At 70.5% G+C, this 12760-nt stretch carries 12 protein-coding genes; 3 read left to right on the forward strand and 9 right to left on the reverse strand.

Going from position 1 to position 12760, the window contains the following annotated elements; all coding sequences use genetic code 11:
- The 4 genes from folP to hpt all read right to left on the reverse strand — a co-directional run.
- Nucleotides 1–744, reverse strand: a 744-nt coding sequence (gene folP, locus GP2_RS19315; RefSeq protein ID WP_006902282.1) for a dihydropteroate synthase, incomplete at its 3' end; no start/stop codon positions are given.
- Between the two features lie 50 nt (nucleotides 745–794).
- Complete coding sequence (gene folE / locus GP2_RS19320) at nucleotides 795–1406, reverse strand: GTP cyclohydrolase I FolE (protein ID WP_006902283.1); 612 nt, start codon at nucleotides 1404–1406, stop codon at nucleotides 795–797.
- Between the two features lie 9 nt (nucleotides 1407–1415).
- A complete protein-coding gene (ftsH, locus tag GP2_RS19325) occupies nucleotides 1416–3836 on the reverse strand; it encodes an ATP-dependent zinc metalloprotease FtsH (RefSeq protein WP_040527511.1) in 2421 nt (806 codons plus the stop codon).
- A 149-nt stretch (nucleotides 3837–3985) separates the two neighbouring features.
- Nucleotides 3986–4549 carry a hypoxanthine phosphoribosyltransferase gene (gene hpt, locus GP2_RS19330; protein WP_006902285.1) on the reverse strand — a complete coding sequence of 188 codons (564 nt, stop codon included), beginning with the start codon at nucleotides 4547–4549 and terminating at the stop codon, nucleotides 3986–3988.
- A gap of 314 nt (nucleotides 4550–4863) precedes the next feature.
- Here hpt and GP2_RS19335 point away from each other — a divergent pair, with 314 nt between their 5' ends.
- Nucleotides 4864–5586: a DUF8020 domain-containing protein gene (locus GP2_RS19335; protein WP_006902286.1), complete on the forward strand. Its 723-nt coding sequence runs from the start codon at nucleotides 4864–4866 to the stop codon at nucleotides 5584–5586.
- A 31-nt stretch (nucleotides 5587–5617) separates the two neighbouring features.
- Here the strand turns inward: GP2_RS19335 and tilS are convergent, their stop codons facing one another.
- Genes tilS through dacB form a run of 3 tightly spaced genes read right to left on the reverse strand, consistent with a single transcriptional unit; the run spans nucleotide 5618 to nucleotide 9050 of the window.
- Complete coding sequence (gene tilS / locus GP2_RS19340; protein WP_006902287.1) at nucleotides 5618–6550, reverse strand: tRNA lysidine(34) synthetase TilS; 933 nt, start codon at nucleotides 6548–6550, stop codon at nucleotides 5618–5620.
- The gene (locus tag GP2_RS19345) at nucleotides 6547–7659 is read right to left on the reverse strand and encodes an Rv3626c family coenzyme F420 biosynthesis-associated protein (RefSeq protein WP_006902288.1); all 1113 of its coding nucleotides are present in this window, start codon (nucleotides 7657–7659) and stop codon (nucleotides 6547–6549) included. Before GP2_RS19345 ends, tilS begins: the two co-directional genes overlap by 4 nt.
- Nucleotides 7656–9050: a D-alanyl-D-alanine carboxypeptidase/D-alanyl-D-alanine endopeptidase gene (dacB, locus tag GP2_RS19350; RefSeq protein WP_006902289.1), complete on the reverse strand. Its 1395-nt coding sequence runs from the start codon at nucleotides 9048–9050 to the stop codon at nucleotides 7656–7658. The genes GP2_RS19345 and dacB overlap by 4 nt, the downstream gene beginning before the upstream one ends.
- Before the next feature lie 172 nt (nucleotides 9051–9222).
- On the opposite strand from dacB, the gene GP2_RS19355 reads away from it, so the two are divergent.
- Together GP2_RS19355 and alc are read left to right on the forward strand one after the other, a co-directional pair.
- Nucleotides 9223–9735 carry an inorganic diphosphatase gene (locus tag GP2_RS19355; RefSeq protein ID WP_006902290.1) on the forward strand — a complete coding sequence of 171 codons (513 nt, stop codon included), beginning with the start codon at nucleotides 9223–9225 and terminating at the stop codon, nucleotides 9733–9735.
- Nucleotides 9736–9847: 112 nt separating this feature from the next.
- Nucleotides 9848–10873, forward strand: coding sequence for an allantoicase (alc, locus tag GP2_RS19360; RefSeq protein ID WP_174320741.1), 1026 nt, complete (start codon nucleotides 9848–9850; stop codon nucleotides 10871–10873).
- A gap of 37 nt (nucleotides 10874–10910) precedes the next feature.
- Here the strand turns inward: alc and GP2_RS19365 are convergent, their stop codons facing one another.
- Entirely contained in the window at nucleotides 10911–11390 is a 480-nt protein-coding gene (locus tag GP2_RS19365; protein ID WP_006902292.1) for a hypothetical protein, read from the reverse strand.
- On the reverse strand, nucleotides 11387–12757 hold the full coding sequence (locus tag GP2_RS19370) for an aminotransferase class V-fold PLP-dependent enzyme (protein WP_006902293.1): 1371 nt from the start codon (nucleotides 12755–12757) through the stop codon (nucleotides 11387–11389). Before GP2_RS19370 ends, GP2_RS19365 begins: the two co-directional genes overlap by 4 nt.
- Between the last annotated feature and the right edge of the window lie 3 nt (nucleotides 12758–12760).

Genomic DNA, 12760 nt, shown 5'->3' on the forward strand with positions numbered 1-12760 from the left:
CCAGGCGCCGGCGGCGGCGGTGAGCGCCGAGATCGCGGCGGTGGCGACGTCGCGTCCGGCCGGCGGCCGGTCCTCGCCGTCGCGGGCCAGCAGGGTACCGAGGAACCGCTTGCGCGACGCCCCGACGAGGACCGGGAAACCCAGGCCGATGAAGGTGGGCAACGCATGCAGCAACGCCCAGTTGTGTTCGGCCGTCTTGGCGAATCCGAGCCCGGGGTCGAGGATCAGGCGATCGGGGTCGACCCCCGCGGACACCGCGGCGTCGACCTGCGCGAGCAGTTCTCCACTCACCTCGGCGACCACGTCGCGGTATCCGCCGACATCGCCGATGCGGTGGGTGAACCGGCGGTCGTCGCTGTCCCCGGTCGGACGCCAGTGCATGAGAATCCAGGGCACGCCGGCGTCGGCGACGACCTTCGCCATGTCGGCGTCGGCGCGTCCGCCCGAGACGTCGTTGACGATCGCCGCGCCGGCCTCGATCGCGGCGGCGGCGACTCGCGCACGCATGGTGTCGACGGAGACGACGATGCCGTGGTCGGCGAGCGCACGGATCACGGGCGCGACCCGTGCGGCCTCGACCTCCGGGTCGACGCGACTCGCGCCGGGCCGGGTCGATTCGCCGCCGACGTCGATGAGGTCCGCGCCCTGCTCGACGAGCCGTAGCCCGTGGGCCACCGCGGCGTCGGTGTCGAGGTAGCGACCGCCGTCGGAGAAGGAGTCGGCGGTGACGTTGATGACGCCCATGACGAGCGTCCGGTGGTCACCACCGCCGACCGGGACCACGTTCTCCGGACTCACCGGGTGATGAGGTCGAGGGCTTCGCCGCGGGACACCGCACTGGACTTGAAGATGCCGCGGACGGCCGAGGTCGTCGTGGTGGCGCCCGGCTTGCGGATGCCGCGCATGGCCATGCACAGGTGCTCGGCCTCGATGACGACGATGACGCCGCGCGGGTCGAGCCGGCGCATGATCGCGTCGGCGATCTGGCTGGTCAGGCGCTCCTGCACCTGCGGGCGCTTGGCGTAGAGGTCGACGAGTCGGGCGAGCTTGGACAAGCCGGTCACCCGTCCCGACGCCCCCGGGATGTAGCCCACGTGCGCGACGCCGTGGAACGAGACCAGGTGGTGCTCGCACGTGGAATACATCGGGATGTCCTTGACCAGGACCAACTCGTCGTGGTCCTCGTCGAAGGTGGTGGCGAGGACGTCGTCGGGGTCGGTGTAGAGGCCGGCGAACATCTCGCGGTAGGCGTTGGCCACGCGCGTCGGCGTACGACGCAGCCCCTCGCGATCGGGGTCCTCGCCGACGGCAAGCAACAACTCACGCACGGCGGCTTCGGCACGGGCCTGGTCGAACTGCGATCGGTGCCCATCCACTACGGCGTCCTGCCGCTCACTGATCGTCATCCGTCAACCTTACGAGTTTCGTCCGTTCTGGCCGTCACCGGCACTGCCGCCATTTCCGGGACCGCCGTTGCCGTGGCCCCCGTTCCCCGGACCGTTGTCCCCGCGGTGTCCCCAGCCGTTGGTCCCGTGGGAGCCGGGGCGGTCGGCGGGCGACTGCTCGGGCGGCCAGCCGGGTGCCGACCAGTCGCGCGGGGCGCCGTAGTCGGGGCGGGTGCTGCCCGTGTAGGGGCCGCCGGGCGGCGGGGTCGCGTGACCCGGGTTCGGGTACGGCGCACCCGGATACGGCGACGCCCGGTGAGGCGGCTGCTGCGGGTTCGCGTACCCGGGGTTCGGGGCCTTGGGCGGATACGACGGGTACTGGGCGTCCGGCTCCGGGGAACCGTACTGGGGTCGGTTGCCGAGCGGTACCCGACCGGTCGGCTCCGGACCCGACTGGCCGGTCGCCGGTGCGCCGGCGCCCACCGGCTCGGGGACCACCTTCTTCTCCTCCGGCGGCCACGGCTCCCCGCGCTCGGCGGCGAGCTCGCCCGGGGTCTTCACCGGCGGCTTGTCGCTGGGGGTCCGCTCGCCGAAGTCGTTGAACGCGGTGATGCGGGGGCGCTTCTCGACGTCGACGAAGATCTTCTCCAGATCCTTGCGCGTCAGCGTCTCCTTCTCGAGCAGCTGGCTGGCCAGCACGTCGAGGGTGTCGCGGTACTCGTTGAGGATCGCCCACGCCTCGGTGTGCGCGGCCTCGATGAGTCGCCGGACCTCGTCGTCGATCTCGCGGGCGATCTCGGCCGAGTACGCCGACTGGGTGCCCATCGAGCGGCCCAGGAACGGGTCGCCCTGCTCCTGGCCGTAGCGCACCGCCCCGAGCTTGGCGCTCATGCCGTACTCGGTCACCATGGCCCGCGCGATCTTGGTGGCCTGGTCGATGTCCGACGACGCGCCGGTCGTCGGCTCGTGGAACACCAGTTCCTCGGCGGCGCGGCCGCCCATCGCCATCACCAGGCGGGCGATCATCTCCGACCGCGTCAGCAGGTCCTTGTCCTGCTCGGGCACGGCCAGCGCGTGGCCGCCGGTGCGTCCGCGGGCGAGGATGGTGACCTTGTAGATCGGGTCGAGATCGGGCATCGCCCATGCGGCGAGCGTGTGACCGCCCTCGTGATAGGCGACGACCTTGCGCTCGTGCTCGCTGATGATGCGGCTCTTGCGGCGTGGGCCGCCGATCACGCGGTCGACCGCCTCTTCCAGGGCCTCGGCGGTGATGACCTGCTTGTTCTCGCGCGCGGTCAGCAGCGCGGCCTCGTTGATGACATTGGCCAGGTCGGCACCGGACATGCCGGGCGTGCGCTTGGCCAGGCCGTCGAGGTCGGCGTCGGGGCCGATCGGCTTGCCCTTGGCGTGCACCTTGAGGATTGCGCGACGCCCGGCCAGGTCCGGGTTGCCCACCGGGATCTGACGGTCGAAGCGGCCCGGGCGCAGCAGCGCGGGGTCGAGGATGTCGGGCCGGTTGGTGGCCGCGATGACGATGATGCCGGAGCGGTCGCCGAAGCCGTCCATCTCGACGAGCAGCTGGTTCAGCGTCTGCTCGCGTTCGTCGTGTCCGCCGCCGAGCCCGGCGCCGCGCTGACGGCCGACGGCGTCGATCTCGTCGACGAAGATGATGCACGGGGCGCTGTTCTTGGCCTGCTCGAACAGGTCGCGGACGCGCGAGGCGCCGACGCCGACGAACATCTCCACGAAGTCCGAACCCGAGATCGTGAAGAACGGGACGCCGGCCTCACCGGCGACCGCACGCGCGAGCAGGGTCTTACCGGTTCCCGGCGGGCCGAACAGGAGGACGCCCTTGGGGATCTTGGCGCCGAGCGCCTGGTACCGCGACGGGTTCTGCAGGAAGTCCTTGATCTCGTAGAGCTCCTCGACCGCCTCGTCCGCGCCGGCGACGTCGGCGAAGGTGGTCTTGGGCATGTCCTTGGTCAGCTGCTTGGCGCGGGACTTGCCGAAGCCCATCACGCCGCCGCGGCCGCCGCCCTGCATGCGGCTCATCACGAAGAAGAACAGGCCGAACAGCAGGATCATCGGCAGGACGAAGATGAGGATCTGCCACAGGATCGACTGCTCGTTGACGTTGGTGGTGTATGGCGCACCGGTGTTCTCGACCGCGTCGAAGATCTGCTCGCCGGCCTGCGCGGGGTATTTGGTGCTGATCTTGTCCGCGTCGGAGTCGCCGACCTTGACCGGGGACTTGAGCTCGATGCGCAGCTGCTGTTCGCGGTCGTCGATGCTGATGAACTTGGTGTTCTTCTTGTCCAACTGCTCCAGCGCGACGGAGGTGTCGACGCCCCGGTACTCGCGGTCGGAGTCGCTCATCACGCTCCAGCCCCACAGGGCGAGCAGGACGAGCGCCAGGATGGCGAGGTTGCGGAAGACTGTCTTACGGTTCATGCCAGTTGGTGGGGGCCGAGCCGGCACGCGAGAGGTCCTCCTGCGCGCCTACGCCGTTCCCATGTCCTTCCCATCGACGTACACATTGAGGCTACCGGTCAACGATCGCGCAGGTGAAACCGTTCCCGGCCGTGAGCAGGAGCGCAGCGTCAGCTCGAGTACACCGACGGCTTGAGCCGGCCGATGTAGGGCAGGTCGCGGTAGCGCTCGGCGTAGTCGAGGCCGTAACCGACGACGAACTCGTTGGGGATGTCGAACCCGACGTCGGCGACGCGGACCGGGGCCTTGACGGCCTCGGGCTTGCGCAGCAGGGTGCACACCTCGAGGCTGCGCGGGGACCGGGTGGCGAGGTTCTTCAGCAGCCACGACAGCGTGAGGCCGGAATCGATGATGTCCTCGACGATCAGCACGTCGCGTCCCTCGATGTCGCGGTCGAGGTCCTTGAGGATCCGCACGACACCCGACGAGGAGGTCGACGAGCCATAGCTCGAGACCGCCATGAACTCCAGCTGCGACGGGATGGGCAGTGCGCGGGCGAAGTCGGTCATGAACATGACCGCCCCCTTCAGCACTCCGACGAGGACCAGGTCCTCTTCGATGTCGGCGTAGCGGGAGGCGACGGACGCTGCGAGCTCGGCGGTGCGCTGCCGGATCTGCTCCTGTGTGATCAGAACAGCGTCGATGTCAGCGGCATAGGGGTCTGCGGACTGCACCGTTACAGCTTGTCATGCCCGGCCGTGCCGGATACCGACGGGTTGCGATTTCGTGGCATGAAAGGCACCTCCACACGTAGTACGAACGGATCAATATCGGGTAACCGGAAGATCGTTTGTGGTATCGATTACATATCGAACCGAGAACAGAAGTCACACCCGTCGCAGAAACGCATCATTTCTGGATCGGTTCAATGCACGTTGTGATCGCTCGGTGATGACGCGGTTACCGCGGCGCGCACCACTGTGTAATCATCGACCCGATTCCCCGATCCCCCTCGGGGAACCCCCCTCCACGGAAAGATCCCCCTCAGATGCACCTTGATCCTCAGGGCGAGGCCATCCCGCGTTCCCGCATGCGCACCATGGTCCTCGCAGTCATTTCCCTTGCCGCAGTTGCGATCACGGCATTCTCCGGCGTTGCCCAGGCGGCCCCGAAGCAGCCCGCGACCCCGACATATGACGCTTCCTGGAATGCGTCGTCACTGACGCTCGCGCTCCACAACGCAAAGGCGAGCACCGACAACGGAACGCTGACCATCCGTGATTTCTCCGGCAAGGAGCTCTTCCGGATGCCGCTGGCATACCGCCTGGAGGACCGTCAGTTCCCGATCGACGCGCGTCAGGCCGGCAACAAGGTCACGCTGATCCCGTCGCGTGACGCCGCACGTTCGGTCAAGGTCGACGCGGCCGAGGTGGAGCAGCTGCGCGGTATCGCACGGCATCAGGTGGCGGCGCCGGAGACGCGGCAGGAGCGGGACGATCAGGCGCTCGCTCGCTTCCAGCAGCAGCTGCAGACGGGCATGACCGTCTCGTCGTTGGTCGGCACGATCCTGGGCGCGATCGTCGGCGGCATCATCGGCTGCGTCGCCGGAATCGCCGCGGCGGTCGTCGGCTGCCTCGTCGGAGTCGCCCCGGCGGCCGCGGTCGGCGGCATGGTCGGCCTCGTCTTCGGCGGCGGCGGCACCCTGATCACCGCAGCGATCCAGTACTTCAACACGATCAACTCGCCCTTCAAGGCACCCAAGAAGAAGTAGGGCCACTCAAGCCCGGTCTCGACGGTCCGTCTCACCTCTCGGTGAGGCGGACCGTCAGCGTTTGGCCGCTTCTCTCCACGACGCTCCGCACGCCCGGGTCGCCGCCGATCGCGACCTGCCCGCCGCCCGAACCGGTCACGAGCCGATCGACCGCAGCGATCACCCGCTGGGTCGGCTCGGTCGCCCCGACCTCGCGCAGCCAGAGACGGACGACCCGGGTGCGGATCGCGGCGGGCGCGTCGTCGAGCGCCACGCAATCCAGACCGTCCGGCCGGATCGCGACCTTCGCTGCGGCCTCCGCCCACCCGTCGAGCGCGTCGAGATCGTCCTGCAGCGCCGCGGCGGTCCGGCCGAGGGCGTCGACGACCCCGCCCTGCAGGACGTCGTCGAGCAGCGGGATCACCTCCGAGCGCAGCCGCACGCGGGTGAACCGAGGGTCCCGGTTGTGCGGGTCGTGATGCACCTCCAGCCCGAGTTCGGTGCACACGGCGAGAGTCCGCACCCGACGCACGCCGAGCAGCGGCCGCCCCCACGGCTCGCGCCACGGGCGCATCCCCGCGATCGACCGGGCGCCCGATCCGCGGGCCAGCCCCAGGAGAACCGTTTCGGCCTGGTCGTCGGCGGTGTGGCCGAGCAGCACTGGGCGACCTTCCCGCGCGGCGTCGAGGGCCTCGTAGCGGGCCGCGCGCGCGGCGGCCTCGAGTCCTCCGCGCGAACCGACCTCGACGGGCAACACCCGGGCCTGCGCACCGAGGCGCCGGGCGGCGTCGGCGGCGCGGGCCGCGACCGCCGCCGATCCACGCTGGAGCCCGTGATCGACGACGAGGGCGGTGACGTCGAGTCCCGCGCGCACCGCGCAGGCGGTCAGGGCGAGCGAATCGGGACCTCCGGAGAGTCCGACGCAGACCGGCGTCGCCGGACCGTCGAGGTGGGTGGCCGCGAAGTCCGCGACCGCCCGGGTCACAACACTCGTCGAATCCATGCCTGCGGGGTGTCGATCTCCTCCGGGAGCGGCATCGTCTCCGGCGAGGTCCACACGGTGTTGAACCGCTCCATGCCGACCGTCGACACCACCTCGTCGACGAAGGCCTTGCCCCGGATGTACTGCGCCAGTTTGGCGTCCATGCCGATGAGGGCGCGGATGATGCGCTGCACCGGGTTCTGCGGGGCCTTGCGCCGCTTGTCGAAGGCGGCGCGGATACCGACCACGGTGGGGACGTGTGCGGGGCCGACGGCGTCCATGACGTGATCGGCGTGGCCCTCGAGCAGGGTGCCCAGGACCATCATCCGCTGGAACGCCCGGTACTGCTCGGGGCTCTGCAGCATCTGCATCGCGCCCAGGATCCCCTTTTCCCGCGGCTCGTCGCTCTTGAGCGACTTGGTCAGCCGCGTGACGATCTCGGTCGTCGACTCCCCGGTCTCCGACGTCAGGACCGCGACGTTGTCCTGCATGTAATTGCGCAGCCAGGGATTGGCCGAGAACTGCACACGATGGGTCACCTCGTGCAGGCAGACCCACAGCCGGAAGTCCGACGGGACCACCCTGAGCTGGCGTTCGACGTTGATGATGTTCGGGGTCACCACCATCAGCACGCCCGGTTCGCCGGTTTCCGGATCCGGGGTGAAGGGGTCGTACTGACCGAGGATGGCGGTGGAGAGGAAGGCCAGCAGTCCCCCGGCCTGCACCCCGCCGAACTTCGCGGCCAGACCCGAGGCGACCGGAGCGGACGCGAACTCCTCCGCGCCGAGCATCGACCGCATCGACGTGGCGGCCGCGTCGATCCAGCCCGGCCGGTCCAGGACGCGGGTGGTGGGAATGCGCAGGCCGTCGGCGAGGCCGGTCACCTCGCGGACGGGGGCCTCGGCGCGCGTCGCGGCGTCGGCGAGCTCGGCCTGCGCGGCGTCGTAGGTGTAGGCGGTGGTCTTGGGGCCCGGCCGGACGAAGCGCTTGGCGGTCGACGCCGCGAGCGACCAGTCGATCTGCGACCCGATGGAGAGTCGCTGCTCGGCCTTCTGGGCCTCGGCCTCGACCGTCCCCGCGAGGGGCGTGCTGTCGGTTCCTGGCATGGTCATCGGCACCCGCATTCTCTGAGTTCACCCACCACCGCGTCGAGGGCGGGTCGAGCATCGGCCGGCGAGGTGCCGCCCGACATCAGGGCGAACGACAGCACGCGGCCGTCGATCGTCTGCACTATGCCCGTCAACGAACTCACCCCGGTCAGTGTTCCGGTCTTCGCCCGCACCCACCCCGCGCCGGGGTTGGTGGCGACCGGGAAGCGGTCGGCGAGGGTGCCCGTGCCGGCGGCGACAGGCAGCCCCTCGAGCATCGGCCGCAGCTTCGGATTCGACGGCCCGGCCGCGGCGTTCATCACCGCGTCGAGCAGGTCGGGCGTGGTGCGGTTGGCGTAGGAGATCCCCGAGGCGTCGGCGAGCGTGGTGCCCGGCCACTGTTCGGGGAACGTCGACGACAGCACGTCCTCGATGGCGTCGACCCCGCCGGCCAGGGTCGCGGGCCCGCCGCGGTACACCGACAGCTCGATCGACAGCGCCTCGGCGAGGACGTTGTCGCTGTGACGCAGCATGTCGTTGACGCGCGTCACCAGCGGCGCGGACTCGACCTCGGCGATGACGCGATCACCCGCCGGAGCGGTCGCCTCGGTGACCGGGGCGTCCACGCCGAGAGCGGCCGCGAGGGCTTCGCCGGCCATGATCCCCGGCGTCGCCGAGCGCGGCGAGTACTCGTCCAGCGGATCGAGGCGGGCGCCGTCGACCATCAGCGACTCGATCGGGGCGATGTCGCCGCCGGCGATGTCGCGGCGGTCCCAGGTCTTGTCCATGGTCGGACCGGAGAACGCGCTGAGATCGACGGCGACCGAGGTGACCGGCACCCCGGACCGTTTGATCTGCTCGGCGAGGTCGGCGATGCGCGCGGGCTCGCTGTAGAAGGTGTCGCGGCCGGCCGGCTGGGCCGACAGCGTCGGGTCACCGGCGCCCTTGAGGATCACCTGGCCATCGGCACCGGCGACGACCGTCGTCGTCAGCCGCGCGTCGTGCGGCATCGCCTGCAGGACCGCCACGGCCGAGAGCACCTTGTCGTTCGATGCCGGGATGCGCGGCCGGTCGGGATTGCGCGTCCACAGGACCTCGCCGGTCAGCGGATCGGAGATTTTACCGGTCAGCACGCCGAGCGCGGGATTGCGCACCGCGGCCGCGATCGCGCGCTGCACACCGGCGGGGGTCGGTGCGGGGGCGGTCGCCGCGACCGGGTCGATCTGCGGGTCGAACGCGACCGCCGGCGGCTGCGGCGGGATGCCCGGGGGGAGTTCGTCGTCGGAGTCCAGGCGCAGCGCCACGACGACGGCCGCGGTCGACGCCAGGGCCAGGACCACGACCGCGGCGATCGTCCACCAGAGGAGTCTGCGGCTCCGGGTCGGTCCCTCACCGGGTCTGGCGGATGCGCCCACGAAGCCTCCGGATCTCTCTAGCTGCGCCTACCGACTGCGACCACCGCGAACCCTCCGCGCACCCGAAACCCGGGGTGCGAAGTCCGAGGTCGTCGGACTAACAGTATCGTTGTTGCGGCGTGCGGCCGTCCCGGCCCGGCGCCCCACCCCGACCAGACTGCCAGGAGGAACAGTGGAATTCGATGTGACCATCGAGATCCCCAAAGGTGGCCGTAACAAGTACGAGGTCGACCACGAGACGGGCAAGGTCTACCTCGACCGCTACCTGTACACCTCGATGGGCTACCCGGCCGACTACGGCTACATCGACGGCACCCTCGGCGAGGACGGCGACCCGCTCGACGCGATGGTCCTGCTGCCCGAGTCCGTGTTCCCCGGCGTGATCGTCCGCGCCCGGATCGTCGGCATGTACACGATGACCGACGAGGCCGGCGGCGACGACAAGCTGCTGTGCGTGCCCGCCGGCGACGTGCGCTGGGATCACATCCAGGACATCACCGACGTCTCGGAGTACGAGCTGGGCCCGATCGCCCACTTCTTCGAGCACTACAAGGACCTCGAGCCGGGCAAGGAGGTCCAGCCCGGTGGTTGGGTCGGCCGCGAAGAGGCCGAGAAGGTCGCGAAGGCGGCCGTCGAGCGCCTCGAGAAGCACGCCGAAGAGGCCAACGAGCCCTCGCGCGGCTGAGGCCGAACGACTCACGACACGGACCGCCGGCGACCACTCGCCGGCGGTCCGCTCGTCTTCGCACGAAGTGCGCGAACCGGCCTCGCCGATAGGATCGGGTGTCGTGACCCCGATGCCGCCGCCGAACGCCCCAGGAACCCGCCCGCACTTCACCTCGATGCCCGACCTGGCGTTGCGAGACCTCGGCGGCGCGGTCGTCTGGACCAACGACGACCTGTTCGCGGAGGCGCAGAACCTCATCAAGACCCCGCCCGCGGAGTACCAACCGGCGACGTTCGGCCACAAGGGCCAGATCTACGACGGCTGGGAGACGCGTCGCCGACGCGAGCCGGGCGTCGACCAGGCGATCATCCGTCTCGGCGCCCCCGGCGTCATCTACGGCGTCGTCGTCGACACGTCGTGGTTCAAGGGCAACTACCCGCCCTTCGTCTCCGTCGAGGCGGCAGCGGTCGAGGGCATCGTCTCCGCCGAGGAACTCGCCCACGAGACCGAGTGGGTGACGATCGTCGAGAAGAGCCCGGTCGACGGCGACACCCGCAACCCGTTCAAGGTCGACGCGAAGAACCGCTTCACCCATGTCCGGCTGACGATGCACCCCGACGGCGGTGTCGCGCGTTTCCGCGTGCACGGCCGGGGCGTCCCCGATCCGCACTTCTTCCGTTACGGGCACTTCGATCTCGCCGCGCTGGAGAACGGCGGCCTGATCACGGCCTGCTCCAACATGTTCTACAGCTCGCCCAACAACCTGCTGATGCCCGGGCGCGCCCGCAACATGGGCGAGGGCTGGGAGACCTCACGTCGTCGCGATGACGGCAACGACTGGGTTCAGGTCCGTCTCGCCGGGCAGGCCCGGGTGAGCCTCGTCGAACTCGACACCAGCTACTTCATCGGCAATGCCCCGGGCGCGGCGATGGTGCGCGGCCGAGACGGCGACGGCGAGTGGTTCGAGGTGCTTCCCCGCACGCGGCTGCAGCCCGACACCCGCCACCGCTACGTCATCGACCTCGATCGGCCGATGACCGAGGCACGCGTGGACATCTACCCCGACGGCGGCATGGCCCGCCTGCGCCTCTACGGGCAACTGACCGACGAGGCGGAGAGGGAACTCATCGAACAATGGGAGCGCGGCGAGGCCTGAGGCCCCCTCCGCCCCGGGGTTCGTTCGCGACGTCCGACTACGCCACGCGGTGACGCACGTCCGCGAAGTGGGGCAGAACCTGTTCGCGGATGTGTCGCTCGGTGGCCGCCCCGTCGAGCGGGACGAGGATGACGGCATCGGCGACCTCGGCCGCATAGACGTCGCGCAGCAACGTGATCAGGCCGTGCGTGGTGCCCACGTAGCGGATCGTCTCCGGCTCCCCGGGGGCGGCCTCGGCCACGACGGCCCGCGCCGACGCCGCCGACGGCGCGATGGCGACCTCGATCTCGAGGGCCACCGTGAAACGCGCCTGATCGTGGGCGCCGGACCGCAGCAGCGACCGTGCACGCTGCGCCTCGCGGAGGGTCTCCCGCCGCACGACGATCGGGAAGGTCTGGGCGACCGCGTCACCGGCGACTGCGACCCGGAATCCGGGACGTCCGATGCTCACGGTGCCCTGCGGGACGTCGACCGCGGTGGCCGAGCCGATGCGCGTGGTGTCGAGTTCGATGGTCATGCCGGGTACCCCTCGTCGAGTGCTGGTCGGGACGTTGTCGTGGTGCGGGCGGCGTTGCCACACAGGGTCGTCAGCGCGTTGAGCAGGCGGTCGACGTCGTCGGAGGTCGTGCCCGCGCCGAAGCTGGCGCGCACCGCGCCCTCCGGGTGCCCGAGCCGCTTGAGCAGCGGGTGGGCGCAGAACTTGCCGTCGCGGACGCCGATTCCGTGCTCGCTGCTGAGGTATTCGGCGACGGCGCGCGGGGCGTGGCCGTCGACGGTGAACCCGGCGATGCCGACGCGGTCGGTGGAGTCGGAGAAGATCCGCAGCGGGCGGACGCCTTCGATCGCGGCCAGCCCGGCGTCGAGGCGTTCGCACAGCGCGGCCTCGTGATGGCCGATGTACTCCGGGCCGAGGTCGGCGAGGGCCTCGCACGCCTTGGCGATCGAGATGGCGCCCAGCACGTTCGGGGAACCGGCCTCGTGACGCGCTGCGCCGGAGTGCCAGGTGGTGCCCTCGTCACCGAGGTCGACGTCGGCGGTCGCTCCCCCGCCGGCGAGGTAGGGGGCGGCGGCGTCGAACCAGTCCGAGCGCCCGATGAGCACGCCGGCGCCGAACGGCGCGTAGGCCTTGTGCCCGGAGAACGCCAGGTAGTCGATGCCGTGGCTGACGATCGAGATCGGCCGGTGCGCGACGAGCTGCGCCGCGTCGACGAGGATGCGGGCGCCGTGGCGGTGGGCGATCGAGGCGAGCTTGCCGATCGGCAGCACCTCGCCGGTGACGTTCGAGGCCGCGGTGACCGCGAGCAGCGACGCCGGCTTCGAGGCCAGTTCGGCCTCGAGCGCGACGAGGGTGTCCTCGATGGTGTCGCAGGCGGTCACGATCCGGGCGCGGCTGCGGCCCTCCTTCGGCGCGCACCACGGCAGCAGGTTGGCATGGTGCTCGATGTCGAGGACGACCACGTCGCCCGGGGTGATGTGGGCGGCGAGGTTGATCGCATCGGTGGTGTTGCGGGTGAAGACGACGGTGTCGTCGGCGCGGCCGCGGACGAAGGCGCGCACGGTGTCGCGGGCCGCCTCGTACCGGCGGGTGGTGACCTGCGACAGGTGGCCGGCGCCGCGATGAACGCTGGCGTACTCGCCGAGCGCGCCCGCCACGTCGGAGGCGACCGTTGCGAGCGCGGGCGCGCTCGCCGCGTAGTCGAGGTTGGCGTAGGCGACGGACCCGCCGGTGACCGGGACCCGGGTGTCGGCGCCGACGACCGGGGCCAGCGCCGGGATGAAGGGGCCTCGGTCGGCGACGGCCGAGGACCGGCCGTCGCAGACGGGGGCGGTGCCGAGAGCAGGACGAACGGACCGGGAAACAGGTGCCGAGAGAACAGCAGTCATCGG

Origin of the sequence: Gordonia paraffinivorans NBRC 108238 (genome assembly GCF_000344155.1) — a bacterium.
Taxonomy (GTDB): domain Bacteria; phylum Actinomycetota; class Actinomycetes; order Mycobacteriales; family Mycobacteriaceae; genus Gordonia; species Gordonia paraffinivorans.

What these genes read in the sequence shown, in the direction of transcription:
- GP2_RS19365 (WP_006902292.1), bottom strand. Translation starts at nt 11,390, where the DNA reads ATGACCATCGAACTCGACACCACGCGCATCGGCTCGGCCACCGCGGTC.
- GP2_RS19335 (WP_006902286.1), top strand. Translation starts at nt 4,864, where the DNA reads ATGCACCTTGATCCTCAGGGCGAGGCCATCCCGCGTTCCCGCATGCGC.
- ftsH (WP_040527511.1), bottom strand. Translation starts at nt 3,836, where the DNA reads ATGAACCGTAAGACAGTCTTCCGCAACCTCGCCATCCTGGCGCTCGTC.
- folE (WP_006902283.1), bottom strand. Translation starts at nt 1,406, where the DNA reads ATGACGATCAGTGAGCGGCAGGACGCCGTAGTGGATGGGCACCGATCG.
- GP2_RS19370 (WP_006902293.1), bottom strand. Translation starts at nt 12,757, where the DNA reads ATGACTGCTGTTCTCTCGGCACCTGTTTCCCGGTCCGTTCGTCCTGCT.
- alc (WP_174320741.1), top strand. Translation starts at nt 9,848, where the DNA reads ATGCCGCCGCCGAACGCCCCAGGAACCCGCCCGCACTTCACCTCGATG.
- GP2_RS19345 (WP_006902288.1), bottom strand. Translation starts at nt 7,659, where the DNA reads ATGACCATGCCAGGAACCGACAGCACGCCCCTCGCGGGGACGGTCGAG.